General features: G+C 56.6%; 28 protein-coding genes and 1 pseudogene. 11 read left to right on the top strand and 18 right to left on the bottom strand.

Annotated elements, in window-relative coordinates; translation table 11 throughout:
• Nucleotides 1–695 (top strand): IS6-like element IS26 family transposase (locus tag N7386_RS22700; RefSeq protein WP_004166494.1); only part of this gene is annotated, 695 nt, incomplete at its 5' end.
• A gap of 357 nt (nucleotides 696–1,052) precedes the next feature.
• Here the strand turns inward: N7386_RS22700 and N7386_RS22695 are convergent.
• Entirely contained in the window at nucleotides 1,053–1,331 is a 279-nt protein-coding gene (locus tag N7386_RS22695; RefSeq protein WP_000015696.1) for a tyrosine-type recombinase/integrase, read from the bottom strand.
• A gap of 265 nt (nucleotides 1,332–1,596) precedes the next feature.
• On the opposite strand from N7386_RS22695, the gene N7386_RS23510 reads away from it, so the two are divergent.
• A complete protein-coding gene (locus N7386_RS23510; protein WP_001260374.1) occupies nucleotides 1,597–1,725 on the top strand; it encodes a type VI secretion protein in 129 nt (42 codons plus the stop codon).
• A gap of 55 nt (nucleotides 1,726–1,780) precedes the next feature.
• On the opposite strand, the gene tet(C) is transcribed toward N7386_RS23510, so the two are convergent.
• A complete protein-coding gene (tet(C), locus tag N7386_RS22685; protein WP_001297013.1) occupies nucleotides 1,781–2,971 on the bottom strand; it encodes a tetracycline efflux MFS transporter Tet(C) in 1,191 nt (396 codons plus the stop codon).
• 92 nt (nucleotides 2,972–3,063) lie between these two features.
• Here tet(C) and tetR(C) point away from each other — a divergent pair, with 92 nt between their 5' ends.
• Both tetR(C) and N7386_RS22675 read left to right on the top strand, forming a co-directional pair.
• Nucleotides 3,064–3,723, top strand: coding sequence for a tetracycline resistance transcriptional repressor TetR(C) (gene tetR(C), locus N7386_RS22680; RefSeq protein WP_001038045.1), 660 nt, complete (start codon nucleotides 3,064–3,066; stop codon nucleotides 3,721–3,723).
• Nucleotides 3,724–4,555: 832 nt separating this feature from the next.
• Nucleotides 4,556–5,260 (top strand): IS6-like element IS26 family transposase, encoded by a 705-nt coding sequence (locus N7386_RS22675; RefSeq protein WP_001067855.1) that lies wholly within the window; start codon nucleotides 4,556–4,558, stop codon nucleotides 5,258–5,260.
• 52 nt (nucleotides 5,261–5,312) lie between these two features.
• On the opposite strand, the pseudogene intI1 reads toward N7386_RS22675, so the two are convergent.
• Nucleotides 5,313–6,110, bottom strand: a pseudogene (gene intI1, locus N7386_RS22670) (class 1 integron integrase IntI1); the annotation flags it as partial.
• Nucleotides 6,111–6,256: 146 nt separating this feature from the next.
• Between intI1 and aac(6')-Il the strand changes: the two are divergent.
• The 3 genes from aac(6')-Il (at nucleotide 6,257) to N7386_RS22655 (ending at nucleotide 8,643) form a co-directional block, all read left to right on the top strand.
• A complete protein-coding gene (gene aac(6')-Il / locus N7386_RS22665) occupies nucleotides 6,257–6,715 on the top strand; it encodes an aminoglycoside N-acetyltransferase AAC(6')-Il (RefSeq protein WP_013263788.1) in 459 nt (152 codons plus the stop codon).
• 152 nt (nucleotides 6,716–6,867) lie between these two features.
• Nucleotides 6,868–7,668: a subclass B1 metallo-beta-lactamase VIM-2 gene (locus N7386_RS22660; RefSeq protein WP_003108247.1), complete on the top strand. Its 801-nt coding sequence runs from the start codon at nucleotides 6,868–6,870 to the stop codon at nucleotides 7,666–7,668.
• Between the two features lie 87 nt (nucleotides 7,669–7,755).
• Complete coding sequence (locus tag N7386_RS22655; RefSeq protein WP_086904886.1) at nucleotides 7,756–8,643, top strand: AadA family aminoglycoside 3''-O-nucleotidyltransferase; 888 nt, start codon at nucleotides 7,756–7,758, stop codon at nucleotides 8,641–8,643.
• Nucleotides 8,644–8,671: 28 nt separating this feature from the next.
• Here N7386_RS22655 and N7386_RS22650 read toward each other — a convergent pair whose 3' ends face one another.
• The 11 genes from N7386_RS22650 to N7386_RS22595 form a co-directional block, all read right to left on the bottom strand.
• Complete coding sequence (locus N7386_RS22650) at nucleotides 8,672–9,295, bottom strand: recombinase family protein (RefSeq protein WP_003155741.1); 624 nt, start codon at nucleotides 9,293–9,295, stop codon at nucleotides 8,672–8,674.
• A gap of 61 nt (nucleotides 9,296–9,356) precedes the next feature.
• Nucleotides 9,357–10,574: a TniQ family protein gene (locus N7386_RS22645; RefSeq protein WP_086904887.1), complete on the bottom strand. Its 1,218-nt coding sequence runs from the start codon at nucleotides 10,572–10,574 to the stop codon at nucleotides 9,357–9,359.
• Nucleotides 10,571–11,476 carry a TniB family NTP-binding protein gene (locus tag N7386_RS22640; protein WP_279771352.1) on the bottom strand — a complete coding sequence of 302 codons (906 nt, stop codon included), beginning with the start codon at nucleotides 11,474–11,476 and terminating at the stop codon, nucleotides 10,571–10,573. The genes N7386_RS22645 and N7386_RS22640 overlap by 4 nt, the downstream gene beginning before the upstream one ends.
• Before the next feature lie 2 nt (nucleotides 11,477–11,478).
• On the bottom strand, nucleotides 11,479–13,161 hold the full coding sequence (locus N7386_RS22635; protein ID WP_086904888.1) for a DDE-type integrase/transposase/recombinase: 1,683 nt from the start codon (nucleotides 13,159–13,161) through the stop codon (nucleotides 11,479–11,481).
• A 182-nt stretch (nucleotides 13,162–13,343) separates the two neighbouring features.
• Nucleotides 13,344–14,333 (bottom strand): DUF3330 domain-containing protein, encoded by a 990-nt coding sequence (locus tag N7386_RS22625; RefSeq protein WP_001276635.1) that lies wholly within the window; start codon nucleotides 14,331–14,333, stop codon nucleotides 13,344–13,346.
• Nucleotides 14,330–14,566 (bottom strand): broad-spectrum mercury transporter MerE, encoded by a 237-nt coding sequence (gene merE, locus N7386_RS22620; protein WP_001087810.1) that lies wholly within the window; start codon nucleotides 14,564–14,566, stop codon nucleotides 14,330–14,332. The genes N7386_RS22625 and merE overlap by 4 nt, the downstream gene beginning before the upstream one ends.
• On the bottom strand, nucleotides 14,563–14,928 hold the full coding sequence (merD, locus tag N7386_RS22615) for a mercury resistance co-regulator MerD (RefSeq protein WP_000995361.1): 366 nt from the start codon (nucleotides 14,926–14,928) through the stop codon (nucleotides 14,563–14,565). The genes merE and merD overlap by 4 nt, the downstream gene beginning before the upstream one ends.
• 111 nt (nucleotides 14,929–15,039) lie before the next feature.
• Nucleotides 15,040–15,678 carry an organomercurial lyase MerB gene (gene merB / locus N7386_RS22610; RefSeq protein ID WP_000761850.1) on the bottom strand — a complete coding sequence of 213 codons (639 nt, stop codon included), beginning with the start codon at nucleotides 15,676–15,678 and terminating at the stop codon, nucleotides 15,040–15,042.
• 14 nt (nucleotides 15,679–15,692) lie between these two features.
• Nucleotides 15,693–17,378, bottom strand: coding sequence for a mercury(II) reductase (gene merA, locus N7386_RS22605; protein WP_000149288.1), 1,686 nt, complete (start codon nucleotides 17,376–17,378; stop codon nucleotides 15,693–15,695).
• A gap of 71 nt (nucleotides 17,379–17,449) precedes the next feature.
• Nucleotides 17,450–17,725, bottom strand: a complete 276-nt coding sequence (gene merP, locus N7386_RS22600) for a mercury resistance system periplasmic binding protein MerP (RefSeq protein ID WP_000732290.1) — start codon at nucleotides 17,723–17,725, stop codon at nucleotides 17,450–17,452.
• A gap of 15 nt (nucleotides 17,726–17,740) precedes the next feature.
• Nucleotides 17,741–18,091 (bottom strand): mercuric transport protein MerT, encoded by a 351-nt coding sequence (locus N7386_RS22595; RefSeq protein ID WP_001294666.1) that lies wholly within the window; start codon nucleotides 18,089–18,091, stop codon nucleotides 17,741–17,743.
• Between the two features lie 71 nt (nucleotides 18,092–18,162).
• Here N7386_RS22595 and N7386_RS22590 point away from each other — a divergent pair, with 71 nt between their 5' ends.
• Nucleotides 18,163–18,597 carry a mercury resistance transcriptional regulator MerR gene (locus tag N7386_RS22590; protein ID WP_000414383.1) on the top strand — a complete coding sequence of 145 codons (435 nt, stop codon included), beginning with the start codon at nucleotides 18,163–18,165 and terminating at the stop codon, nucleotides 18,595–18,597.
• A gap of 488 nt (nucleotides 18,598–19,085) precedes the next feature.
• On the opposite strand, the gene N7386_RS22585 is transcribed toward N7386_RS22590, so the two are convergent.
• From N7386_RS22585 to N7386_RS22575, 3 genes are all read right to left on the bottom strand, one after another.
• The gene (locus N7386_RS22585) at nucleotides 19,086–19,733 is read right to left on the bottom strand and encodes a M50 family metallopeptidase (RefSeq protein WP_208660721.1); all 648 of its coding nucleotides are present in this window, start codon (nucleotides 19,731–19,733) and stop codon (nucleotides 19,086–19,088) included.
• 5 nt (nucleotides 19,734–19,738) lie between these two features.
• The gene (locus N7386_RS22580) at nucleotides 19,739–19,942 is read right to left on the bottom strand and encodes a hypothetical protein (RefSeq protein ID WP_208660719.1); all 204 of its coding nucleotides are present in this window, start codon (nucleotides 19,940–19,942) and stop codon (nucleotides 19,739–19,741) included.
• 179 nt (nucleotides 19,943–20,121) lie between these two features.
• A complete protein-coding gene (locus N7386_RS22575) occupies nucleotides 20,122–21,270 on the bottom strand; it encodes a GIY-YIG nuclease family protein (protein WP_279771347.1) in 1,149 nt (382 codons plus the stop codon).
• A 363-nt stretch (nucleotides 21,271–21,633) separates the two neighbouring features.
• On the opposite strand from N7386_RS22575, the gene N7386_RS22570 reads away from it, so the two are divergent.
• Together N7386_RS22570 and N7386_RS22565 are read left to right on the top strand one after the other, a co-directional pair.
• Nucleotides 21,634–22,509, top strand: a complete 876-nt coding sequence (locus tag N7386_RS22570) for a DNA replication terminus site-binding protein (protein ID WP_263149230.1) — start codon at nucleotides 21,634–21,636, stop codon at nucleotides 22,507–22,509.
• Nucleotides 22,510–22,600: 91 nt separating this feature from the next.
• Nucleotides 22,601–23,143: a DUF2913 family protein gene (locus tag N7386_RS22565; protein ID WP_279771346.1), complete on the top strand. Its 543-nt coding sequence runs from the start codon at nucleotides 22,601–22,603 to the stop codon at nucleotides 23,141–23,143.
• 5 nt (nucleotides 23,144–23,148) lie between these two features.
• On the opposite strand, the gene N7386_RS22560 is transcribed toward N7386_RS22565, so the two are convergent.
• Nucleotides 23,149–24,204, bottom strand: a complete 1,056-nt coding sequence (locus N7386_RS22560; protein ID WP_011711680.1) for a DNA-binding protein — start codon at nucleotides 24,202–24,204, stop codon at nucleotides 23,149–23,151.
• 205 nt (nucleotides 24,205–24,409) lie between these two features.
• Here N7386_RS22560 and N7386_RS22555 point away from each other — a divergent pair, with 205 nt between their 5' ends.
• Nucleotides 24,410–25,417, top strand: a complete 1,008-nt coding sequence (locus N7386_RS22555; RefSeq protein WP_011711679.1) for a tyrosine-type recombinase/integrase — start codon at nucleotides 24,410–24,412, stop codon at nucleotides 25,415–25,417.
• Nucleotides 25,418–25,469 lie beyond the last annotated feature (52 nt).

Raw genomic sequence — 25,469 nt, 5'->3', positions numbered from 1 at the left:
TCAAAGGCCGGCATTTTCAGCGTGACATCATTCTGTGGGCCGTACGCTGGTACTGCAAATACGGCATCAGTTACCGTGAGCTGCAGGAGATGCTGGCTGAACGCGGAGTGAATGTCGATCACTCCACGATTTACCGCTGGGTTCAGCGTTATGCGCCTGAAATGGAAAAACGGCTGCGCTGGTACTGGCGTAACCCTTCCGATCTTTGCCCGTGGCACATGGATGAAACCTACGTGAAGGTCAATGGCCGCTGGGCGTATCTGTACCGGGCCGTCGACAGCCGGGGCCGCACTGTCGATTTTTATCTCTCCTCCCGTCGTAACAGCAAAGCTGCATACCGGTTTCTGGGTAAAATCCTCAACAACGTGAAGAAGTGGCAGATCCCGCGATTCATCAACACGGATAAAGCGCCCGCCTATGGTCGCGCGCTTGCTCTGCTCAAACGCGAAGGCCGGTGCCCGTCTGACGTTGAACACCGACAGATTAAGTACCGGAACAACGTGATTGAATGCGATCATGGCAAACTGAAACGGATAATCGGCGCCACGCTGGGATTTAAATCCATGAAGACGGCTTACGCCACCATCAAAGGTATTGAGGTGATGCGTGCACTACGCAAAGGCCAGGCCTCAGCATTTTATTATGGTGATCCCCTGGGCGAAATGCGCCTGGTAAGCAGAGTTTTTGAAATGTAAGGCCTTTGAATAAGACAAAAGGCTGCCTCATCGCTAACTTTGCAACAGTGCCCCTGCGTGCGCTGCTGCCATGTCCACTACCTGACGCCGGTGATGGTGATGGCCTCGCCGGAGCGGGAATTTCTTAACCTCGACGAATTTAGACGATCGGCGGGCGAGGGGATGTCGTGGCAAGGTCCGCCTTGCGCTGCTCCGCAAGGGCGACACCAGCGGGTTCGTCGGCGGCCACGCCTAGCGCGACCGCAACCAAGCGTCGAAAAAGTATACGCTCGTCACCCGCCGTCTCCTGTGCTGAGAGTCTCAGGCCGATCGGCCGGCAGGGCTCAATGTCAGCAAACGCGTGATGAGCGGTGGCCTTCAACAGTGATAAGGCGGCACCAGAGAAAAATCACTCAGGGTCAATGCCAGCGCTTCGTTAATACAGATGTAGGTGTTCCACAGGGTAGCCAGCAGCATCCTGCGATGCAGATCCGGAACATAATGGTGCAGGGCGCTGACTTCCGGTGCCAGCAGATATTTTGGCAGTTTGCCTTGGATCAGAGCCATCTGACGCAGGGCTAGTGCAGCCGGATAGTCAATAGCTACCGGCAGCGGTGCGGACTGTTGTAACTCAGAATAAGAAATGAGGCCGCTCATGGCGTTGACTCTCAGTCATAGTATCGTGGTATCACCGGTTGGTTCCACTCTCTGTTGCGGGCAACTTCAGCAGCACGTAGGGGACTTCCGCGGTTCCAGACTTTACGAAACACGGAAACCGAAGACCATTCATGTTGTTGCTCAGGTCGCAGACGTTTTGCAGCAGCAGTCGCTTCACGTTCGCTCGCGTATCGGTGATTCATTCTGCTAACCAGTAAGGCAACCCCGCCAGCCTAGCCGGGTCCTCAACGACAGGAGCACGATCATGCGCACCCGTGGCCAGGACCCAACGCTGCCCGAGATGCGCCGCGTGCGGCTGCTGGAGATGGCGGACGCGATGGATATGTTCTGCCAAGGGTTGGTTTGCGCATTCACAGTTCTCCGCAAGAATTGATTGGCTCCAATTCTTGGAGTGGTGAATCCGTTAGCGAGGTGCCGCCGGCTTCCATTCAGGTCGAGGTGGCCCGGCTCCATGCACCGCGACGCAACGCGGGGAGGCAGACAAGGTATAGGGCGGCGCCTACAATCCATGCCAACCCGTTCCATGTGCTCGCCGAGGCGGCATAAATCGCCGTGACGATCAGCGGTCCAATGATCGAAGTTAGGCTGGTAAGAGCCGCGAGCGATCCTTGAAGCTGTCCCTGATGGTCGTCATCTACCTGCCTGGACAGCATGGCCTGCAACGCGGGCATCCCGATGCCGCCGGAAGCGAGAAGAATCATAATGGGGAAGGCCATCCAGCCTCGCGTCGCGAACGCCAGCAAGACGTAGCCCAGCGCGTCGGCCGCCATGCCGGCGATAATGGCCTGCTTCTCGCCGAAACGTTTGGTGGCGGGACCAGTGACGAAGGCTTGAGCGAGGGCGTGCAAGATTCCGAATACCGCAAGCGACAGGCCGATCATCGTCGCGCTCCAGCGAAAGCGGTCCTCGCCGAAAATGACCCAGAGCGCTGCCGGCACCTGTCCTACGAGTTGCATGATAAAGAAGACAGTCATAAGTGCGGCGACGATAGTCATGCCCCGCGCCCACCGGAAGGAGCTGACTGGGTTGAAGGCTCTCAAGGGCATCGGTCGACGCTCTCCCTTATGCGACTCCTGCATTAGGAAGCAGCCCAGTAGTAGGTTGAGGCCGTTGAGCACCGCCGCCGCAAGGAATGGTGCATGCAAGGAGATGGCGCCCAACAGTCCCCCGGCCACGGGGCCTGCCACCATACCCACGCCGAAACAAGCGCTCATGAGCCCGAAGTGGCGAGCCCGATCTTCCCCATCGGTGATGTCGGCGATATAGGCGCCAGCAACCGCACCTGTGGCGCCGGTGATGCCGGCCACGATGCGTCCGGCGTAGAGGATCCACAGGACGGGTGTGGTCGCCATGATCGCGTAGTCGATAGTGGCTCCAAGTAGCGAAGCGAGCAGGACTGGGCGGCGGCCAAAGCGGTCGGACAGTGCTCCGAGAACGGGTGCGCATAGAAATTGCATCAACGCATATAGCGCTAGCAGCACGCCATAGTGACTGGCGATGCTGTCGGAATGGACGATATCCCGCAAGAGGCCCGGCAGTACCGGCATAACCAAGCCTATGCCTACAGCATCCAGGGTGACGGTGCCGAGGATGACGATGAGCGCATTGTTAGATTTCATACACGGTGCCTGACTGCGTTAGCAATTTAACTGTGATAAACTACCGCATTAAAGCTTATCGATGATAAGCTGTCAAACATGAGAATTCGCGAATGAACAAGCTCCAACGCGAGGCCGTGATCCGAACCGCGCTCGAACTGCTTAACGACGTGGGCATGGAAGGTCTAACGACGCGCCGACTGGCTGAGCGCCTCGGGGTGCAACAGCCAGCGCTCTACTGGCATTTCAAGAACAAGCGTGCGTTGCTCGACGCACTTGCCGAAGCCATGCTGACGATAAATCACACGCATTCGACGCCAAGGGATGACGACGACTGGCGTTCGTTCCTGAAGGGCAATGCATGCAGTTTTCGACGGGCGTTGCTCGCTTATCGCGATGGCGCGCGTATTCATGCCGGGACGCGGCCAGCCGCGCCGCAGATGGAAAAAGCCGACGCGCAGCTTCGCTTCCTTTGCGATGCTGGCTTTTCGGCAGGTGACGCGACCTATGCGTTGATGGCAATCAGCTACTTCACCGTCGGCGCTGTTCTTGAGCAGCAAGCTAGCGAGGCAGACGCCGAGGAGCGGGGCGAAGATCAGTTGACCACCTCAGCGTCTACGATGCCGGCGCGCCTACAGAGCGCGATGAAAATCGTCTACGAAGGCGGTCCGGACGCGGCATTCGAGCGAGGCCTGGCTCTCATCATCGGCGGTCTTGAAAAAATGAGGCTCACTACGAACGACATTGAGGTGCTGAAGAATGTTGACGAATGACAGGGGGCGGCAGGTGCGGAGGGCGCGGTTGCTTCGTCATATGAAGCAAAGTCACCTAGCTGAATTAATGGGTGTGGATCAGGCAACCGTGTCGCGCTGGGAGCGGGGCACCCTTGCATTGTCGGATGGGAGGTGGTCAGCGGTTCTTCAATTGCTTACCGGGCCTTCCGATTCATCGTACGACGCTGCGCTGAAGCGTCTGGTGCAATCCTCCGCCCACAAAGTCCATCTGGTAGCGACCGGACACATTGTTTGCTCGCGGCATCTCCGGCCAGGCAAAGGGAATTGCGGATTGACCTAGCCGAACTCCTTGGTAAATCGCTGCGTGTTTATGCGTCCCCGAGATAGTTGCGGCCGACTCTGCGCTTAATGGGCTCGGTTGGCATGAGGGGCGGCTGGGGTCACTCGAGGTGGATACCGGCCCGAACTGGAGCGAGGAACTTCCATACTGCCAAGGCGAATGCTGTGGGAGCGCATCATGCTCGCTGATGGTAGCCCGGCACTACTTGTTACCACCACAGCTTAATGCGAAGGGTGCTCCTGTTCTTGTGCATATTTTATGCGCTGCTGATTGTGCATCGAACTGATAACCTCAACGGGTCTGCTTTGTAGTTCACCACACCCCTGACGCGCGCGTGCCGGATAAGCAGAACTATGGTGCCGATGGATGTCAGGAACACTCGGCCTGGTTCGTAACTAGGTCGTCCTGCGCGATCCTGCGGCTAGGGCCGGAATCGTGCTCGCCAGTCAGGCGCTGATGAAGCCTATGGGCACTGTTGCAAATAGTCGGTGGTGATAAACTTATCATCCCCTTTTGCTGATGGAGCTGCACATGAACCCATTCAAAGGCCGGCATTTTCAGCGTGACATCATTCTGTGGGCCGTACGCTGGTACTGCAAATACGGCATCAGTTACCGTGAGCTGCAGGAGATGCTGGCTGAACGCGGAGTGAATGTCGATCACTCCACGATTTACCGCTGGGTTCAGCGTTATGCGCCTGAAATGGAAAAACGGCTGCGCTGGTACTGGCGTAACCCTTCCGATCTTTGCCCGTGGCACATGGATGAAACCTACGTGAAGGTCAATGGCCGCTGGGCGTATCTGTACCGGGCCGTCGACAGCCGGGGCCGCACTGTCGATTTTTATCTCTCCTCCCGTCGTAACAGCAAAGCTGCATACCGGTTTCTGGGTAAAATCCTCAACAACGTGAAGAAGTGGCAGATCCCGCGATTCATCAACACGGATAAAGCGCCCGCCTATGGTCGCGCGCTTGCTCTGCTCAAACGCGAAGGCCGGTGCCCGTCTGACGTTGAACACCGACAGATTAAGTACCGGAACAACGTGATTGAATGCGATCATGGCAAACTGAAACGGATAATCGGCGCCACGCTGGGATTTAAATCCATGAAGACGGCTTACGCCACCATCAAAGGTATTGAGGTGATGCGTGCACTACGCAAAGGCCAGGCCTCAGCATTTTATTATGGTGATCCCCTGGGCGAAATGCGCCTGGTAAGCAGAGTTTTTGAAATGTAAGGCCTTTGAATAAGACAAAAGGCTGCCTCATCGCTAACTTTGCAACAGTGCCTTCTACGGCACGTTTGAAGGCGCGCTGAAAGGTCTGGTCATACATGTGATGGCGACGCACGACACCGCTCCGTGGATCGGTCGAATGCGTGTGCTGCGCAAAAACCCAGAACCACGGCCAGGAATGCCCGGCGCGCGGATACTTCCGCTCAAGGGCGTCGGGAAGCGCAACGCCGCTGCGGCCCTCGGCCTGGTCCTTCAGCCACCATGCCCGTGCACGCGACAGCTGCTCGCGCAGGCTGGGTGCCAAGCTCTCGGGTAACATCAAGGCCCGATCCTTGGAGCCCTTGCCCTCCCGCACGATGATCGTGCCGTGATCGAAATCCAGATCCTTGACCCGCAGTTGCAAACCCTCACTGATCCGCATGCCCGTTCCATACAGAAGCTGGGCGAACAAACGATGCTCGCCTTCCAGAAAACCGAGGATGCGAACCACTTCATCCGGGGTCAGCACCACCGGCAAGCGCCGCGACGGCCGAGGTCTTCCGATCTCCTGAAGCCAGGGCAGATCCGTGCACAGCACCTTGCCGTAGAAGAACAGCAAGGCCGCCAATGCCTGACGATGCGTGGAGACCGAAACCTTGCGCTCGTTCGCCAGCCAGGACAGAAATGCCTCGACTTCGCTGCTGCCCAAGGTTGCCGGGTGACGCACACCGTGGAAACGGATGAAGGCACGAACCCAGTGGACATAAGCCTGTTCGGTTGGTAAGCTGTAATGCAAGTAGCGTATGCGCTCACGCAACTGGTCCAGAACCTTGACCGAACGCAGCGGTGGTAACGGCGCAGTGGCGGTTTTCATGGCTTGTTATGACTGTTTTTTTGTACAGTCTATGCCTCGGGCATCCAAGCAGCAAGCGCGTTACGCCGTGGGTCGATGTTTGATGTTATGGAGCAGCAACGATGTTACGCAGCAGGGCAGTCGCCCTAAAACAAAGTGAGGCACCAATGGATAGTTCGCCGCTCGTCAGGCCTGTTGAAACTACCGATTCGGCCAGTTGGCTAAGCATGCGCTGTGAGCTGTGGCCAGATGGCACATGTCAAGAGCACCAGTCAGAGATCGCAGAATTTCTGTCCGGAAAAGTCGCCCGGCCTGCTGCTGTCCTCATTGCTGTAGCACCCGACGGAGAAGCACTAGGGTTTGCCGAGCTTTCGATCCGCCCGTATGCGGAGGAGTGCTACTCCGGCAACGTTGCGTTCTTGGAGGGTTGGTACGTTGTGCCAAGTGCGCGGCGTCAGGGCGTAGGTGTAGCTCTGGTAAAAGCCGCCGAGCATTGGGCTCGTGGTCGCGGATGCACCGAATTCGCCTCCGACACTCAACTTACCAACAGCGCAAGCACCTCGGCGCACCTGGCGGCTGGATTCACGGAGGTTGCTCAAGTACGCTGCTTCCGGAAACCGTTGTGAGGGGCGCCGCGTTGGTGCCTAACAATTCGTTCAAGCCGAACTTGCTTCGTTACACCAAAGCCATGGCAGAATGAGCTTGCCATGGCTTTGGCTCCACTACGCAAGTCGGCTTAACTCAGGCGTTATGCCGCACTCACCCCCATGGAGTTTTGATGTTCAAACTTTTGAGTAAGTTATTGGTCTATTTGACCGCGTCTATCATGGCTATTGCGAGTCCGCTCGCTTTTTCCGTAGATTCTAGCGGTGAGTATCCGACAGTCAGCGAAATTCCGGTCGGGGAGGTCCGGCTTTACCAGATTGCCGATGGTGTTTGGTCGCATATCGCAACGCAGTCGTTTGATGGCGCAGTCTACCCGTCCAATGGTCTCATTGTCCGTGATGGTGATGAGTTGCTTTTGATTGATACAGCGTGGGGTGCGAAAAACACAGCGGCACTTCTCGCGGAGATTGAGAAGCAAATTGGACTTCCTGTAACGCGTGCAGTCTCCACGCACTTTCATGACGACCGCGTCGGCGGCGTTGATGTCCTTCGGGCGGCTGGGGTGGCAACGTACGCATCACCGTCGACACGCCGGCTAGCCGAGGTAGAGGGGAACGAGATTCCCACGCACTCTCTAGAAGGACTCTCATCGAGCGGGGACGCAGTGCGCTTCGGTCCAGTAGAACTCTTCTATCCTGGTGCTGCGCATTCGACCGACAACTTAGTTGTGTACGTCCCGTCTGCGAGTGTGCTCTATGGTGGTTGTGCGATTTATGAGTTGTCACGCACGTCTGCGGGGAACGTGGCCGATGCCGATCTGGCTGAATGGCCCACCTCCATTGAGCGGATTCAACAACACTACCCGGAAGCACAGTTCGTCATTCCGGGGCACGGCCTGCCGGGCGGTCTAGACTTGCTCAAGCACACAACGAATGTTGTAAAAGCGCACACAAATCGCTCAGTCGTTGAGTAGCAGGCAGATGCGGCATAACATGAAGTTGCAGCCGACCATCACTCCGCTGCGCTCCGTTCTGGCGGCTGAACTTCGGCGTTAGACATCATGAGAAACACAGTGCCCGCCGAGATTTCGGTACAGTTATCACAGGCACTCAACGTCATCGAGCATCATCTGGGATCGACGTTGCTGGCCATGCATTTGTATGGCTCTGCACTCGACGGTGGCCTGAAGCCATACAGTGATATTGATTTGCTGGTTACTGTGACCGCACGGCTCGATGAGAGTGTGCGGCAAGCTCTGGTCGTCGATCTCTTGGGGGTTTCCGTTTTCCCTGGTCAAAGCAGAGTTCTCCGCGCCTTGGAAGTTACCATTGTCGTGCACAGTGACATCGTTCCTTGGCGCTATCCGGCCAGACGGGAACTGCAATTCGGGGAGTGGCAGCGCAAAGACATTCTTGCGGGCATCTTCGAGCCTGCGACAACCGATGTTGATCTAGCCATTCTGCTAACAAAAGCAAGGCAACATAGCCTTGCCTTGGCCGGTTCGGCTGCGGAAGATTTCTTCAACCCAGTCCCGGAAAGCGATCTGTTCAAGGCACTGGCCGACACCCTGAAACTATGGAACTCACAGCCGGATTGGATAGGTGACGAGCGGAATGTAGTGCTTACTTTGTCTCGTATTTGGTACAGCGCAGCAACCGGCAAGATCGCGCCGAAGGATGTTGCCGCCAACTGGGTAATGGAGCGTTTGCCAGTTCAACATCAGCCCGTGCTGCTTGAAGCCCGGCAGGCTTATCTTGGACAAGGAGAAGATTGCTTGGCTTCGCTCACGGATCAGTTAGAGGCGTTTGTTCACTTCGTGAAGCATGAAGCCACTAAACTGCTTGGTGCCACGCCAATGATGTCTAATTCAGGCGTTGAACGACAGCTTTCCCAAAAGCTCTACGGCTGCTCTGGGTCGACACCGGTAATCGGATCGTTGCCGCACTGAACAGCGCCCCGTTCCAGGTCGCCTCCATTTATGCGGCTGAACCGAGGGAGAGCAGCTTTACGCCGTCTGGCCGCAGTTCGCCCTTGGGCGACACGTGCCGGTAGAGCGTCTGCCGGGTAATCCCGAGTTCTTCGCAGAGATCGCCCACCTTGGTTTCCGGTTGCCCCATGCTGGCCATCGCCAGGCGTAGCTTGGCGGCGGTCATCTTGAAGGGGCGCCCCCCTTTCCTGCCGCGAGCGCGCGCCGAGATAAGTCCAGCGACTGTTCGCTCGGAAATCAACTCACGCTCGAACTCGGCCAGCGCGGCAAAAATACCGAACACAAGCTTGCCGGCGGCAGTCGTCGTGTCGACCGCCGCACCGTGACCGGTCAGGACCTTCAGGCCCACGCTACGCGCAGTTAGGTCGTGCACGGTGTTGATCAGGTGGCGCAGATCACGGCCAAGCCGATCGAGCTTCCACACGATCAGCGTGTCCCCTTCACGAAGCGCCTTCAGGCAAGCAGCCAACCCTGGGCGATCATCGCGCCTGCCCGAGGCCAGATCCTCGTAAAGGTGCGCAAGGCTCACACCAGCGGCGATGAGCGCATCGCGTTGCAAATTGGTGGACTGGGATCCGTCCGCCTTCGATACCCGCATGTAGCCGATCAGCACCTTTTCACCCGTCACGTATACGTTCGATTATGTGACAGTGTGCACCGGAAAGTTCTGGTCGTCAAAATTTGTCACTTAACCCGTCATTCTGTCTAAGACATGCAAAAGGTCCATCAGGCACGTAATGTGACAGGAATTCCGGGGGGATGCCTTCCTTTGCGAAGGTGGCGCGCAACTGTTCCAGGGAAGCGGGGTCGCGCCGACCATAGGAAGCCAACGCGAACAGCGAGCGTGCCGTCTCGGGGTCGTGCCGCGCTTCAATGATGGCCTCATCGATGGCCTGGACTGCCCGTTGCCAGTGATCGACGGGTTCGGGCTTCGGCGTTTTCGCCGACAGGCCACTGGTGAAACCGGTTTGGGGTTCGGACCAGAACAGCTTTGCATGCTCGCCCGGCGGGCTTATATCCCTCATCTCAATCAAGCTGATTGCCGTTGCCGCCGCCTCCAGCATCTGCAACCGTACTGCCGGGTTCAGGGTTTCATACGGTCGCCACAGACTTTGCCCAGCACGCAGCGGATGCCCGCAGCCTTCCCAGACTTGGCGGAGATACCCCGCGCAGGTTCCGCACGTCGAAAGCGGGGTGTTCAGCTCATCGAGCAGCGTGCGTAGTAGCCGAAACCACAATCCAGCGTGGATGCGTCGGCGCGGCAGCTCCACATGGCCGGTCGTCAGTGCCTGCCAGGTGCGCCGGTCCATCACCGCAATCGCGTCGCTGGCGGTGCGCGGCGCAGTGTCGGCGTTCTCCCAGCCGAGAAACCGCCCAGGCACGCCCCAATAGGATTCCAGCCAGCAGCCATGCAGCGGGCAGCTCAGCATCAGGGGCAGCTTCCATGCAAGCAGTACGGCTTGGTTTGCCGGGTCGTTCAGACAGAGCGGGCAGGCGCGATGTATCGGCTGGCTGGGCAGCCAGGCACGCCAGCTCGTGATGGATCGCGTCCTACGGCGGAGTTTCGGCAGCAGCACCGAGAGCTGGAACGCATAGGTTTCCAATGCGTCTGGAATCTGATCATCAAGGCTGTCCAGTAGCCAAGGCACCCAGCCGTCGAAACTCATGCAACGCAGCCGGTCCGGCTCGATGCCGCTCCGCTGGGAGAGCATCGCCAGCAGCGCCAGTGGTGGCGCGGTGTCCAGGTCATCAACCTGGCCGTGACCAAGATCGTGCTCCAGCAGCTCGGACACCTCCATGTGATAGCAAAGGGCCACGCGGTTGAGCCACGAAGACAAGGCTTCGCCTTCCCTGGGAGCCGGATGCAGTGGCCAGTGTGGCGCTGGCTTCACATCAGTTCCCGCTCGAATTGCCGCCGCTCGCTGGGACCGGTGTAATCGGCCATGCTGAGCGTGCGATGGTTGATCGCTTCCTCACCGCTCTCCACGGCAGCGACGGCCGCCGCCATCAACAGGTGCGCCAGCTCGCCGATGGTGCCCTCGCTGCGCGTAAGCAGGTAGCGGGCCATATCCAGCGTGGCAATCGACGAGGGTCGCCGCAGCGGGAGCGAAGCCGCGAAGCTGGCCAGCAGTGAGCAGCAATCGTCGTTGGCCTCCCACACCGGCAGCATCATCGGCTCGAAGCGGTTTTCCAACTGGTCGTCCGAGCGGATCGCCAAGTAGGCATCGCGTGTGCCGACCCCGACCAGCGGGATGCGCAGCTCGTTGCCGAGGAAACGCAGCAGGTTGAGGAATTCCCGGCGGTTGACGCTGTTGCCGGCCAGGACGTTGTGCAATTCGTCGATCACCAGCATGCGCACGCCGACCTTGCGTAGCAGTGCCAGCGCCAATTGCTCCATTTCCGGCAGCCGTGGGCGCGGGCGCAATGGCGCGCCCATCGCGGCAAGTAGCGCGACGTAGAAGCGGATTACCGACGGTTCGGATGGCATCTGCACGACCAGTACCGGAATGTGCTCCTGGTCGGCGTCGGAGCTGGCCGGGTGGGTGCGGCGGAATTTCTCGACGATCATCGACTTGCCGTTGTTGGTTGGACCGACCAACAGCAGGTTGGGCATGCGTTGTTTGTTCGGCCACGCATACAGGGCTTCCAGCCGATTCAGCGCCTCGACTGCTCGCGGATAGCCGATCCAGCGGTCAGCGCGAAGGCGATGGATGCGTTCGTCCGCCGGAAGACGGGCCAAGCCCTGGGCCACCGGCATCAGGTGGGACAAGTCGATGATGGGATATTCTTCCACGGCTACCACTCCTCAATCTGGTCGAACGGTTTGGCAGGTGGCTGGTTGTCTGCCTGCGGGTCAGCCATGTCCGCGTCCGGTGGTGGCGTGGTTTTGAAAAGAACTGCCGTTGCCTTGAGATGCTGGCGTCGATCCGCGTCGCGCCGCGCCTTGCGCGTAGCTTTCTGCGCGGTGGACACGATTTCGCGCATCTGGCCGATCATGCGAAACAGCGCCGACTCATCCACCTGTTCGCGCCCTTGCTGCCGCAATTTCGCCAGCGCCTGTCGTTGTTCCCAGAGGGTGACAGCCGGGTGCGACAAGGTGCGGTATGGAATTTCCAGATAGTGCTGCCCCTCCGGCTCCAGCACCCAAATGCGGCTGATGTCGCGCGGGTCGCGCCGGATCAGGAACGCAGGCAAGCGGTCGCGCCGAGCTATCCACGGCTTGAGCGCATCGGCGTAGTAATGGATGTGGTCGATGACGAAGCCGGTGCGGGTCAGCGTGCGGCGGATGATGGGCAGAAAATCGACCAGAAAAGCCGTGGTGCGAGTGATGACGGTTGGCACGCCGGTCCGCGCGATAGCTTCGGCCCAGCGCGCTGCCGGCGGCTGGAGCAGGCCGTTGTGCACGGAGCCGTGGTAGGTGCCGACCGCCAATGTGAGCCAGCGCTCCAGCTCACGCAGCGTCAGGGCGGCCTTGTTTTCGGAATCGTAGTCGCCGCGCTGGTCAGGGTTGGAGAAGGTCGTCCCTGGCAATTCGTCGTGGATCATCTGCATCGCCGTGCCGATGATCCGTTCCACGATGCCGCCGTAGTGCGGCTGCCCGAGCGGGCGATAGTCAAGCCGGATGCCATGCTGCTCGCAGCCTCGGCGTAGCGCTTCGCTCTTGAACTCGGCCGCGTTGTCCAGGTAGAGCAGCCTGGGCTTGCCGCTCATCGGCCACTCTATTTCTATGTTCAGACCCTCCAGCCAGGGACGCTTGTCGCAGGCGACATGCACAAGGCACAGGCCGACCGAAACAGATGACGGCGCTTCCAGCGTGACGACCATGCCGAGCACGCAGCGGGTAAACACGTCGATGGCGATGGTCAGATACGGACGGCCAATCGGTTGCCGGTCGCGCTCGTCCACCACGATCAGGTCGATGACCGTGTGATCAATCTGCACTTGTTCCAGTGGCGCGGTCACGGCGGGAGGCTCACCACCGACACCTTGCAGGCTGCGGGACGCATCCTGACCTTCCCGGCGGCGAGTGGCCTTGAGCGGATCGAGGCCGGCGATCCGCAGAGCCACGGTGTTGCGCGCCGGCGCCCGCAGCTTTTGCGCTTTGCAAGCCTGCGCGACCTCGCGGTGGAACGCTGCCAGGCTACGCTTCTGCTTGGTCAGGAAGCGCTTTTGCAGCAACTCGCGGATGATGCGCTCAACTGATTCCGGCAAGCGTCCCTTGCCTTTTCCGCCGCCGGATCGGCTGCGAGCCAGGTCCGTCACAAGCCCAGCACCTTGCCGGGCACGGCGGATTAGGACATACACCTGCCGCCTGGACAGGCCAAGCGCGTGAGCAGCGGCATCGGCGGCTTCATGCCCGACCACATCAAGCGCTGCCAGCGGCCCGATGATTTCCGCCCGTTGCCGGGCCTGCGCCCAAGCCGCATCGGGCAGGGTGGCCACGCCTTGCTCGGCAATCAATGATGTGTCTGACGCCATGCTCACACCTCGCTTTGGTGCACACGAGTATTGAGCATAGTCGAGATTGGTGCAGATGACTTCTGATATTGCGTTGTCAGGAGTCGCCTGCACATCTGGCGTTACGCCCCGTCAATTGGTGCAGTCGTCTTCTGAAAATGACACGCGGTGCGGCCTTGCCTGACATCCAGTTAGGGTATGCCTCAGTCTGACAGTGATGAGTCGCAGGCGTTCGGATCGGCATCGGTTTCGCTCCCGGTCTTGGCGCGCGCCTGGAAGCGCTGATAGCACTCCAGCCCGCAGAAGTGCTCGACGTATTCCGCGCCTTCCGGGGTGAAGGCGGCATCGAGCGGGATTTCCTTGCAGCACACGCAGCAACTGGTGGCAGTCGGATCATTTGCATTCATGGTGGCACCCCTCCATTGACTGACGAAGACGGCGAATGCCGCCGCCGGCATCGGCTTGGCGAACAGGAAGCCTTGTCCTGTGTCGCAGTCCGCTTGTCGCAACAAATCAAGACTCGCCGATGTTTCCACGCCTTCGGCCACTACTTCCATGCCAAGCCCATGCGCAAGCTGAATCACGGTGCGCACGATGGTCTGGTCGCGGTGGTCGTTGGCGAGTCCGGCGACAAACGATTGGTCGATCTTGAGCGTGCTGATGGGGCAGCATTTCAGGTGTTGCAGGCAGGAATAGCCGGTGCCGAAGTCGTCGGCGGCGAAGCGCACACCGATCTGTCGCAAAGCTTCCAGGGCGGGGAAGATCGCCGGATCACCGAACGCAACCGATTCGGTCAGCTCAATTTCAAGATACGCGGCGGGCAACCCGGCATCGGCCAGCACGCCCTTTACCCACTTGTCGAAATCTGGCCCCACTTGGCTCGCCGAAACATTGACGGCCAGCCGGAACGGTTGCCATGCCAGCACCCGCCAGTCGCGCATTTGACGGCAGGCTGCGCCCAGCACCCATGCGCCGATTTCCGGCATCAGGCCGGACGATTCGATCACGGGCAGGAACTGGCCCGGCGGCAACAGTCCGAGCGTCGGATGACGCCAGCGCAACAGGGCTTCCGCGCCGACAATCTGCTCACTGCGCAAATCGACAATCGGCTGGTAGTGCAGCTCAAGCTGCCCGCGCTCGACCGCCTGCGCCAGTTGCGCCACTGTCCATTCAATTGGCTGGGAAGCGCTCATGATCGACCTCTGAAGGCCCGCAGCAGCCGCGTCACAGACAGGACAAACAAGCCGGTCAGCGTGAGGGCTGCAATACCCCAGTGCTCGCCGATGAACGCGCCGGCCGTCGTGCCGGCCAGCACAATGGCGAGAATCGGCAAATGACAGGGACAGGTGAGCACCGCCAGCGCACCCCACAGGTAGCCGGTGAACGGCTTGTGTGTCTCGGCCGGCATGCGCTCGGGGCTGTTCATGGCAAACTCTCCGCATGCTGTGCCGGCGCGGTCGGCATGGCGGCCAACTGCACTTCCAGATTGGCCAACGCTTCGCGCCGGCGTTCGACGAACTGACGCAGCACAGCAAGCTGCGCGGCAGTTTCATCGCAGTTCGCCGCATCCAGCGCCCGGCACAGCCGCGCCAATGCGCCGAGGCCGATGCCCGCCTCGAAGGCGGCCCGCACGAAGCACAGTCGCTGCAAGGCGGCGTCATCGAACAGGCCGTAGCCACCCGTGGTGCAGGCGACTGGCCGCAGCAATCCGCGCAGCAGGTAGTCGCGCACGATATGCACGCTCACCCCGGCATCAAGGGCCAGCCGGGACACCGTGTAGGCGTTCATCGAACACCTCCTTTTGGTCGGTTCACGGCAATGCATATACCGTTTCGCCGAGTTCAATCCGCGCGCTGCGAATCCGATGCCGGTGCCGTAGAACATTGGGTCGATATCCGATCACGGTGTCCTAGATGACATGGTCTGCAACAGATGTCGATTAAACTCCTGGCCCAAGCCGAAAGCCTCGTGGACACTGACGATCGCCAATCCTTCCAATCCTTGATGCTTGGAGGCCCAGTCTTCCGCCGTCGGGACAGATGCAAAGAAATGTACATGGCAACAGAAGGACTGACGAACGTCGGCTGCTTCCTGCGGCAATACCAAGGACACCGCCATGCCGGCAGGTTCGACAGCCTGTATCTCGCTGGGTGAAACCGTGAGTGAAACGGGTGCTCCGGTTGCAGCGCAATGCGATGAGACGCGAGCTGTACGGCCGATCAGCGCCGGAAATATCAAGGTGTCCAGCGCGCACCAGGCATACAGACGGCGGTCGTCAATTTCAAAGACATACGAAGTCTCGCGCAAGGTGAGGCCGTAGCCGATGATGTTCCCATCTTTGTCATATTCGGTACTGGTGGCCTGTTCGAGTACGGCGGCCACTCGCTCAGCGGGCCAGTCGAGAATCCCGGCAAGTGTCGTTCGTGAAACCGGACGCCCCTTGGCGAGTTCCCGCAGTAGCGGGACCAAGAGATCCGCAGTACCATTGGTACGATTGACCGAAGTGAGACGTTCTAAAATATATGGGGCGAGCTTCATGGTTCCATCTCCTTTCATCCTGCGCAGCAGGACAATTGTTTGACATCCTTGGTGAAGGTCTGCGCCGCGAGCTTCAGCCCCTCGACCATCGTCAGGTAGGGGAACAACTGGTCGGCCAGTTCCTGCACCGTCATGCGGTTGCGAATGGCGAGAACAGCCGTCTGGATCAATTCGCCGGCTTCCGGGGCGACGACCTGCACGCCGATGAGCCGTCCGCTACCTTCCTCGATGACCAGCTTGATAAAGCCGCGTGTGTCGAAGTTGGCAAGCGCACGCGGCACGTTGTCGAGCGTGAGCGTGCGACTGTCGGTTTCGATCCCGTCGTGATGCGCTTCCGCTTCGCTGTAGCCCACGGTTGCTACTTGCGGATCGGTGAACACCACGGCCGGCATCGCGGTTAGATTGATGGCAGCATCCCCTCCGGTCATGTTGATCGCGGCACGGGTGCCGGCCGCTGCCGCCACATAGACGAATTGTGGCTGGTCCGTGCAGTCGCCGGCCGCGTAAATGTGTGGCGTGCTGGTGCGCATGCCCTTGTCGATGACGATGGCACCCTGCGCATTGACGGTGACTCCCGCCGCGTCGAGTGCCAGGCTGCGCGTGTTCGGTGTCCGTCCGGTAGCGACCAGCAGCTTGTCGGCACGTACTTCACCGTGTCCCGTGGTCAGCACGAATTCGCCGTTCACATGCGCGACCTGGCTGGCTTGCGTGTGTTCCAGTACCTTGATCCCTTCGGCACGGAAGGCCGCTGTGACGGCCTCGCCGATGGACGGGTCGTCGCGGAAGAACAGCGTGTTGCGAGCTAGGATCGTGACCTGGCTGCCCAGCCGGGCGAAGGCTTGCGCCAGTTCCAGCGCGACCACCGACGAGCCGATCACGGCTAGGCGTTCGGGAATGGTGTCGCTGACCAAGGCCTCGGTCGAAGTCCAGTAGGGTGACTCTTTCAGGCCCGGAATCGGCGGCATGGCCGGACTGGCACCCGTGGCGACCAGGCAGCGGTCGAACATCACGACGCGCTCACCACCCTCGTTCAAACTAACGATAAGGCTCTGGTCGTCCTTGAAACGCGCTTCACCGTGCAGAACGGTGATGGCTGAATTGCCGTCCAGGATGCCTTCGTACTTGGCATGACGGAGTTCTTCGACACGGGCCTGCTGCTGGGCCAGCAGCCGCTCGCGCAAGATCGTCGGCGGTGTGGGTGGCATGCCGCCGTCGAATGGGCTTTCCCGGCGCAGATGGGCGATGTGGGCGGCGCGGATCATGATCTTGGACGGCACACAACCGACGTTGACGCAGGTGCCGCCGATGGTGCCGCGCTCAATCAGCGTGACCTGCGCGCCTTGCTCGACGGCCTTCAGTGCTGCCGCCATCGCGGCTCCACCGCTGCCGATCACGGCGACTTGCAACGGGCGCTCGCCGCCGCTGCCCTTGTCGGCGGCACCCATCCAGCCGCGCACCTTGTCGAACAGCCCAGTGCGGTTGTCGGTCGGCGGGGCATCGGCGAGCATCGCTTTGTAGCCCAGGCCAGCCACGGCGGCGGTCAGTGCGTCCGGCGCTGTGCCTGGATCAAGGGCGAGCTGGGCCGCGCCCTTGGCATAGGACACTATGGCAGATTGGACGCCGGGTACTTTTTCCAGCGCTTCCTTGACGTGCGCCGCGCACGAGTCGCAGGTCATGCCGGTGATTTTTAGATGGGTCATGCGACAGATCCTTTTTCGTTTGTGGTAGCAGACAAGGGCGTCAGATGTGCTGCGCTGCCGTTTTCAGTGCCTCACTTCTTGACGCTGGACGGATAGCCCGCGTCTTCGGTGGCCTTGGTCAGCTTCTGCACGCTGGTCTTGGCATCATCGAAGGTGACAACCGCTTCGCGTGTCTCGAAGGTCACGTTAACTTTGCTGACGCCTTCGACCTTGGAAATCGCCTTCTTAACGGTGATCGGACAAGCGGAGCAGGTCATGCCCGGTACGGACAGCGTGACGGTCTGGGTGGCGGCCCACACGGGGGCAACAACGGCAGCGATGGCGAGAGAGGCAAACAGTTTTTTCATGATGAACTCCTGTGATTAATAGAAAAATGGCATGACGTAGGGAAATCCGAGCGCGACCAGAACCAGCGCGGCCACGACCCAGAAAATGAGCTTGTAAGTAGCGCGCACTTGGGGAATCGCACACACATCCCCTGGTTTGCAGGCTTGCGCCGGTCGGTAGATGCGCCGCCAGGCGAAAAACAGCGCCACCAACGCCGCGCCGATGAAGATCGGGCGATAAGGTTCCAACACCGTCAAGTTGCCGATCCAAGCGCCGCTGAACCCCAGGGCGATCAGAACCAGCGGCCCCAGGCAGCAAGCCGAGGCGAGGATGGCGGCTAGCCCGCCAGTGAAGAGCGCCCCGCGCCCGTTTTGAGGTTCAGACATACGCTTGTCCTTTCAAATCTGGATTGGATAGCTTAAGCTTACTTCCGTACCAATGTACGGAGTCAAGCGATATGGAAAAAAATTTGGAGAATCTGACTATTGGCGTTTTCGCCAAGGCGGCCGGGGTCAACGTGGAAACAATCCGGTTCTATCAGCGCAAGGGCTTGTTGCCGGAGCCGGACAAGCCCTATGGCAGCATCCGCCGCTATGGCGAGGCGGATGTGACGCGGGTGCGCTTCGTGAAATCAGCCCAGCGGCTCGGATTCAGCCTCGACGAGATCGCAGAGCTGCTGAGGCTGGATGACGGCACCCACTGCGAGGAAGCCAGCAGCCTGGCCGAGCACAAGCTTCAGGACGTGCGCGAAAAAATGACCGACCTGGCGCGCATGGAAACCGTGCTATCCGAACTTGTGTTCGCCTGCCATGCGCGGCAAGGGAACGTTTCTTGCCCGCTGATTGCTTCGCTGCAAGGGGAGAAAGAGCCGCGTGGTGCCGACGCGGTGTAGCCGAGGGTAGTTACGCCTTAGCGTGCTTTATTTTCCGTTTTCTGAGACGACCCCTCCTACAACATTAGCATTTAGCAAAACCTACCTCAGAATGACCAAAATTTGCCTCATTGTGACTTTATGGGATGATTTTCTTAATGAATACAGGAGAAAATCATCATGATACCTAAGACACAGCGGGAGCGACAAATTGATGATTGGCAATGCAGTACCACCGGTGATGGCTAAAGAAGTGATCAGTGCTGTACTCAAAGCCGCATGAGTTGGAGTGTAATTAAGTCTCACTCTGAGTATTCGTTCGTTACTGAGTAATAATGATTCATACTCGCTTAGTGGTAAACCATTTCAATTGAGTGGTAAATATGCCGCATTCTTGTTGGTAAGTATTTGCAGAATATCCGCTTGTTGTTGCAGCAAACTGGTAAACCAAAGAGGATTCTTTACCGCTAGTTGCAGGAAAATGTTAAGGGATGGAGCTGGAAAGCGGCTTAACCGTAGGATAGTTGTCGCGAGAGGTAGCCCAATGACAATGCCGCCGCAAACAGCAAGACCACAAACAAGCACATCGCCATTATCGGGGTAAGCAAGTCCAAAAGCGGGGCGTAGCTGAAAGGCAGCGCCCCGATCATAAAGCAGATGCAATACAGCGCAATGTAGCTGTTGTTCAAATCGACTTTGCTGGGAACTGCATTCGCCACCACGGAGGATGTTAGATACAGCCAAATTCCAAACCGCACCGGTTCAACAGCAGCGTAATCGTAAAGCGCTGACCAATCAGTGAGTGTAGGCGCCTGACACAGCCAATTCAGTAAGCACACAACGAATAAACCACCGAATAGCGGCGCAATACCAACGAAGAGGCGCAGTAAAGGGCTGATAATAGAAGGTCGATACTTGTACTGCACAAAACCGAGGGTGCCGTCCGGCTGGGGGGAAAAGAATGAGATGTGGGTGATGTTAAATCCGACCAAAATGGCGGTCAGCGCATGACTGAGTTCATGGATAAATACACCAGGAGCCGCATAGACGCGAAATAGCCATCCTCGACCAAGTAAGGAAAAGAACCTGTCCCGCATCAGTGACAACAGTGTCAGAGTTACCCCTAAGCTGAGTACAACTAACCAACCTTCAACCATTAACGCTATCCAACGCTATTAGCAATTTCCAACTCTCGAATACAGTAAGCCGTGGCGATGTCGGCGCGTTCAACGGCGTTTTTCGCATCGGCTTCAAGGCGCTCAACCATCAGTTCTAATGTTTCCATTTGCTTGGCACGGCGTAAGCGCAATACATAGGTTTTCACTGTGTCACTAGCACTATTGAAGTTGAACATCTCACGTAACATTGTTTCGTCCCGAGCAAAAGATTTCCAAATGTAATTATGGGGAAGACATTAACACCAAATGATAATTCCCAATATAACCGATGCCAAAATAATTCAATTTAGACCATCATGCTAACTAGGGGGAAGGAATAAGCAAGAGCACGGAGTACACCTGATAATTCCGTTAAACTCTGACGCGCTTATTCTGGCGTTTCCTTGGATATAACTTTTTTAACTCGCTTCACCGTCGAGGTGCTATTGAGTGTTAATCTGGCGATTTTCTCTTGAGTGAGATTGCCTGCCTCCAACAGATCAATCACATATTGATACTGCTTGCGCCATTCCTCGCCACCGACTTTGATGGTTCCCTTGGGGCGCCCAAAACTGCTGCCGCTTTGAATCGTCTGGCGAATCCCTTTACGCACAGCATCTAATCGCTTGGGTTCGTAACGCCAACGCCCTGTGGCAATAAAGCGCTCGTCCTTATCGAAGGGGGCTAAGTCATTGGCTACGCGTGTGAATGCGGCCTTAAGCTGCTTCAATGCTGACGCATCGAGGCTCAGATATTCTTGATGTTTTCCTATCTCTCTCTTTGATAGCCGGTATCGATACAATACATACTGCTCCAGATAACCGCCGTAAGGGATTAACCGCAATACTTTGGTGGAGATGTCCTGGTTAAAGTGGGCTTTCATCTCTGACATGACTTCAGCTAACCTTACGTTCACTTCACGACGTGTCCGGCCCACCTTATAAATGACTTCACCACTGTCTAGGGTTAACTCAAATAAATAGGTGGTAGCCATCATCAGCTGCTGTTGGCGCCAAGCCTCAATCTCAAAGTGTGCTCGATGTAGTTCGTTGTTAGCCACTAACTGCGATTTTCTATGTATCCGGGCTGTGAGTTGGCGGCGAAACCAGTTGCTGAATTTACTCAGCGATAGTTGGCCGGTGATGATTAACGCGGCATCGGTCAGTCGATATTTACCCGTGTAACTGTCGGTCTCAATAAGATTGTGCTTTAACAGATCACGAACATGCTTAGGTTCATACCAAAATACTTCCCCAGGATGGGCTTCGGCGTAATTCTGTAAGACATTAACAAGGAAATCAGGCGCGCAAAGGCGAAAGTGATCCCAGCCTGGTATTTGTGGCAGCTGTTGCAGTGACTCATGGCAGGTTTCGCCGTCATGTCGAAAGTGATGAATATTGACTAGCCCCTTTGCGGCGATCAACGGCACGGCACAAAAGGGGCAGGAGAGGTCGGTTTTACCACTATTTACCACATCGATAGCGATTAACTCTCCGTCTGTGGCTTTTCCGAGTGTTAAAAAGGCATTGGAAGTCATACTTAATTGACCCTGTTAAATGTCGAATAAATGTAGCTCAAATAAGTATGGGGAAGAACGTAAGTTATATCAACCGGTCAGGTCATCAGGTCATCAGGTCATCAGGGCGGCTAGGGTATTCTAATCTCAATTCAATGGCTAAAGTCGATTATTTGCAAAATCTGCCATAATCTTGTCGTCACTAAGATTATCTAAATTTCTCTTCCACTTTCTCAAATATGGCCATCGCCACTTTATTGAGCACTATTAATTATCTATCCAGATACTCAAGAGGTAGGGGTGTACACCTATCTTTGTTAGCCCACATCATTGCATGATGGTCTAAATAAGGTTACAGTAAGACAACAACAAAAATACTTTAAGGTGATAGCTTTGTGTATCATATCGGATAGCTATGAAGTGATCCAATCCTCATTGCGGGAGCTCAATCACCTGCTTGATTCGAATACCCCTATCCGTGCCAGCGTGACACCTGTACCGCCCGTCATAAAATCGGCTGAGAAAGTGCGCGAGCCGGTGACGGTGATTTCGGTACGCGAAACACTGGGTCTTGCAGCAGTAACGAAAGCCAAACTCGCTTACGGTGATTTACACATTCATCCTGATTACTCGCAGCGCTCAGCTCGTAGAACGCCTGGGGTGCTTTGGTACTCCACATCGCCGTTAGTCACTCACAAAGTTATGGATGTCATTGCCCGGATTAACTTGGCTAAAGCGGCCATCGAGAAGGAAATCACCACCAAGTACAGCGCCCGTGCAGACAGATTTGAGAAACTACGAGAGGTTTGCCCTGGTGTCATGGCGTTACATCTCTATCGCCAAATCCGATGCTTTGACGAACCCATGACCTCGGCGCGGCTCAGCTGGTTATGCAAGGATGTGGTGTCGAAGGTCGATAAAGACAAATTGCTACAGCAACTGAACGCGGATATTAAGCGCCTTGGCGATGAATGCCCAAGTCAGCTATTGCTGTTAAAGCAGAACATCTTGAACACCCCCGAAGCGATGATTCGGGCGCGTCGGGATATTCAGCCGCAGCCCGTGGCCAATCTCATGATTAACGGGAAGGTGAAAACGGTTACCGCTACGATGCCGCTTATTGTATTGCAAAGTGAGCCGTTAGAGATCAAGCCACTCACTACGTTTGACGCTTCAGTTAAGCGCGGTACTCGTGCCGATAAGCAAGCAGCTACGCCACTGGGCTCCTTTAATGGCTCCAGCTATGAAGCAAGGAATTAAAGACCGCAAACGGAGAGTAATTAGGTCAATTTTTGCGTAATTCCCATGACGTAATACAGTGCGTAAAGCAATGTAATTTGAAGGCTTATGAATGAACAGTTACGAAGAGCAGCTTAAATCCGTCTTTCACACATCGCAGATGCACTTGTATATGACTTGTGCTGAGTCAGACCGATTTGTGCCAATGCAACGCCGCAATGAGATCCTGATAAAAAGGTTAAAGCCTTTTGTGGATGACAAGTCATACCGTGAAATCAAGAGTCATATTAAGCGTGTTATCCAGCTTGGTCGCAAAGGGCAGGATATGGAGGCCTGCATCAATCAAATGCTATCAGTAATCAATAGCTCCAGCGTGAAATACGATAGGATGATGGCGTTGGCTGAATGGTTAGTTACTACGATTGAGGTTATCGAAACGCCGATTCAATTCCGAACCAGCGAGCAACCAGTAACAGTGGACCACAATGTCTGTGAGATCCGCTTTAATCGCTTAGAGATTGAAAATTGCTTTAATGAAGACGGCCAACAAATTGCTCCGATGATAATTAGAGGTCCGGCCGGTAAAAGCGTTGGAATTAGCCACTTTGCAAATAAGACATTGATTCATTTAGCTTTTCTGACAAAGGCTGGATAAAATCCTTACCGAGATAGCGAATCCTGAAGCTGCTTAAACTGTCCCTGAATCACCGCTTTTTCCTGAAGAATCAACCTGTTCTCATCGGACAGAGCTTCCACTCTATTCTGAGAGACTATCAGATCCGTTTTAGTGGCCTCCAATGCTTGGGATAGTACGGCCACTTGCTTATCGGCATCTGCTTTCTGGCTGGTAAGTGCGGCAATATTATCCGCCAGTTGTTCACTTTTATGTTGCTGCTCCCGGCTTTTTGCCGAGGCGTCGTTAAGTCGATGCTCCAAGTTCTCGATATCGACCACTTGTCTATCCAAGGTGCTTTTGTTCATCGCATTGGCCTGTTCGAGCTCATGCGTTTGTCGTTGTAAGTGCGCATTAGTGTCTATCAGTTCGGACGCGCTTGACTCGGCTTGGATGAGCCGGTGTTGCAGGTCTTGAATCAGGTCTTTCAGGCCCTGGTTAACCACGTGGAATTGCTCGCGTTCCTGCTGCCGATCTTCGGCGGTGCGTTGCTGGTAGTGTTCAAAGTGATCACGAATATCCTTATTTTCCTGCTTGAGTTCTGCAACGCTTTCCTTTAATTCAGCAGTTCGTGAAAGGGCTTCGTCGCGTTGAGCCTCTGCCGTTGCTAGCTTAATGCGTACATCTTCCAGGGACTTGCTTTGCAGGGCTTTTGCTTCGGTAATTTGCGATAGCTGGGCGTTCAGATCCTGTTGGCGGTCGGTAAGCTGCGCGATGCTGTTACGGGCCTCAGTCAATTCTTTCCGGAGTTGATCATTCGATGCCTTGAATTCGTCGCGGGATTGCGCGATGCGCTGGTCGGCCATCTGCTGAACCCGTTCATGTAAGGCTTTTACTACCTCGACGAGATCATTCGGCAACCCGCTCACATCGACCACCTCCCCATTATCTGACCGCCAGCGCTTGAGTAGTGGTGCAATGGTGCTTTTGCTGCCGGTTCCCAAATGCTCGCGGACACGATCTACGGTAGGCTCCTGGTTCTGGATTTTGATAGCCTCTGCGGCTTTCGAGACATCGTAGTAAGTGATTCCGGCGCGAGCCATGACAGTTTCCCTCGGTGATTATTTAGTAACGTATTACATAGCACGTAATATAACATAATATATTGACTTTTATGCAGCCAATAAAAATTAAATAGTAACCTTCGATAATGAATGTTATCGTGGGTTATGAGTGAGAAATGAAAAATTGATGTTTGTAACACCAGTACATTGGTGCCTTCCAGCGACCCACAGAAAAGGGATAACCATGGATAACTACACACCCAAACTCACATCGGATTCGCCATTACGTAGTGAGCAATCAGTTTTGCCGTCGCTGGCAGAATCCGACTCACTGCGCCACTATCTGCAAGCGGCGACCTCCAATAACACGCGAACAGCCTACCGTTCAGCGATTCGGCAGTTCGAAAAATGGGGCGGGCGGTTGCCCACGGATCGGGATACCCTGGTGCGTTACCTGGTGGCCAAGGCCGATGTGCTGAATAGCCGGACTCTCGCCCTTCACCTCACGGCCGTTAGCCAATGGCACCACTACCAAGGGTTGACTGACCCGGTTCGTGATCCGCTGGTATGTAAAACCATGGAGGGCATTCGCCGCACCCATGGACAGCCCAAGCGCAAGGCCAAGGCGTTGCGCTTGGAGCACATCGCCCAACTAGTAAATTACTTGCGGCACTTACCGGACAACAAAAAGAAATACCGGGATATTGCCTTGGTACTCACCGGGTTCTTCGGCGCCTTGCGTCGCAGTGAGCTGGTTGCTCTTCAGGTCAATGATCTGGTTTGGGAGCCGGAGGGGCTGCTCATCCGGTTGCCGCGCTCCAAGACCGACCAGCAAGGCATGGGTTTAATGCGAGCTTTACCTTACGGAAAGGCCGCTTGTTGTCCGGCTACCGCCGTGAAAACTTGGTTAGATGCAGCGGGCATCACCAGCGGTCCGGTGTTTCGTCCCACCAACCGCTGGGATCACATTCAGGAAAAAGCGCTGGCTCCAGGTGCGGTCAATGCTTTGCTCAAAACGCTGGGGCAAGCCTGTGAGTTTGATTTTGTGCCTGAACTCAGTAGCCACAGTTTCCGTAGAGGGTTATCCACATCGGCAGCGCGTGAGCGAGTGGATTTTGAGTTGATCAAGAAACAAGGCGGCTGGAAGAGCGATGCCACCGTCTGGGAGTATATCGAGGAAGGCCAGCAGCTCAGCAATAATGCGTCAATTATCTTAATGGAGAAGATGGCAACCCTGATGGATGCTGAATGATTCGGTCAACATTCGGGGCAGAATCAATGTATCGGGCCAAACCCAAATACCA

This window comes from Shewanella sp. GD04112 (assembly GCF_029835735.1).
Taxonomy (GTDB): domain Bacteria; phylum Pseudomonadota; class Gammaproteobacteria; order Enterobacterales; family Shewanellaceae; genus Shewanella.
The sequence above is the reverse complement of the archived record's forward strand: the minus strand, read 5'-3'. Positions and strand labels throughout refer to the sequence as shown.

Coding starts and splice junctions, on each gene's coding strand:
- N7386_RS22565 (WP_279771346.1), top strand. CDS start 22,601: ATGAACAGTTACGAAGAGCAGCTTAAATCCGTCTTTCACACATCGCAG.
- N7386_RS22555 (WP_011711679.1), top strand. CDS start 24,410: ATGGATAACTACACACCCAAACTCACATCGGATTCGCCATTACGTAGT.
- N7386_RS23510 (WP_001260374.1), top strand. CDS start 1,597: ATGCGCACCCGTGGCCAGGACCCAACGCTGCCCGAGATGCGCCGCGTG.
- N7386_RS22625 (WP_001276635.1), bottom strand. CDS start 14,333: ATGAGCGCTTCCCAGCCAATTGAATGGACAGTGGCGCAACTGGCGCAG.
- merD (WP_000995361.1), bottom strand. CDS start 14,928: ATGAACGCCTACACGGTGTCCCGGCTGGCCCTTGATGCCGGGGTGAGC.
- N7386_RS22560 (WP_011711680.1), bottom strand. CDS start 24,204: ATGGCTCGCGCCGGAATCACTTACTACGATGTCTCGAAAGCCGCAGAG.
- N7386_RS22635 (WP_086904888.1), bottom strand. CDS start 13,161: ATGGCGTCAGACACATCATTGATTGCCGAGCAAGGCGTGGCCACCCTG.
- N7386_RS22660 (WP_003108247.1), top strand. CDS start 6,868: ATGTTCAAACTTTTGAGTAAGTTATTGGTCTATTTGACCGCGTCTATC.
- N7386_RS22580 (WP_208660719.1), bottom strand. CDS start 19,942: ATGTTACGTGAGATGTTCAACTTCAATAGTGCTAGTGACACAGTGAAA.
- N7386_RS22675 (WP_001067855.1), top strand. CDS start 4,556: ATGAACCCATTCAAAGGCCGGCATTTTCAGCGTGACATCATTCTGTGG.
- merB (WP_000761850.1), bottom strand. CDS start 15,678: ATGAAGCTCGCCCCATATATTTTAGAACGTCTCACTTCGGTCAATCGT.
- N7386_RS22595 (WP_001294666.1), bottom strand. CDS start 18,091: ATGTCTGAACCTCAAAACGGGCGCGGGGCGCTCTTCACTGGCGGGCTA.
- merA (WP_000149288.1), bottom strand. CDS start 17,378: ATGACCCATCTAAAAATCACCGGCATGACCTGCGACTCGTGCGCGGCG.
- N7386_RS22575 (WP_279771347.1), bottom strand. CDS start 21,270: ATGACTTCCAATGCCTTTTTAACACTCGGAAAAGCCACAGACGGAGAG.
- merP (WP_000732290.1), bottom strand. CDS start 17,725: ATGAAAAAACTGTTTGCCTCTCTCGCCATCGCTGCCGTTGTTGCCCCC.
- merE (WP_001087810.1), bottom strand. CDS start 14,566: ATGAACAGCCCCGAGCGCATGCCGGCCGAGACACACAAGCCGTTCACC.
- N7386_RS22695 (WP_000015696.1), bottom strand. CDS start 1,331: ATGAGCGGCCTCATTTCTTATTCTGAGTTACAACAGTCCGCACCGCTG.
- N7386_RS22585 (WP_208660721.1), bottom strand. CDS start 19,733: ATGGTTGAAGGTTGGTTAGTTGTACTCAGCTTAGGGGTAACTCTGACA.
- N7386_RS22655 (WP_086904886.1), top strand. CDS start 7,756: ATGAGAAACACAGTGCCCGCCGAGATTTCGGTACAGTTATCACAGGCA.
- N7386_RS22590 (WP_000414383.1), top strand. CDS start 18,163: ATGGAAAAAAATTTGGAGAATCTGACTATTGGCGTTTTCGCCAAGGCG.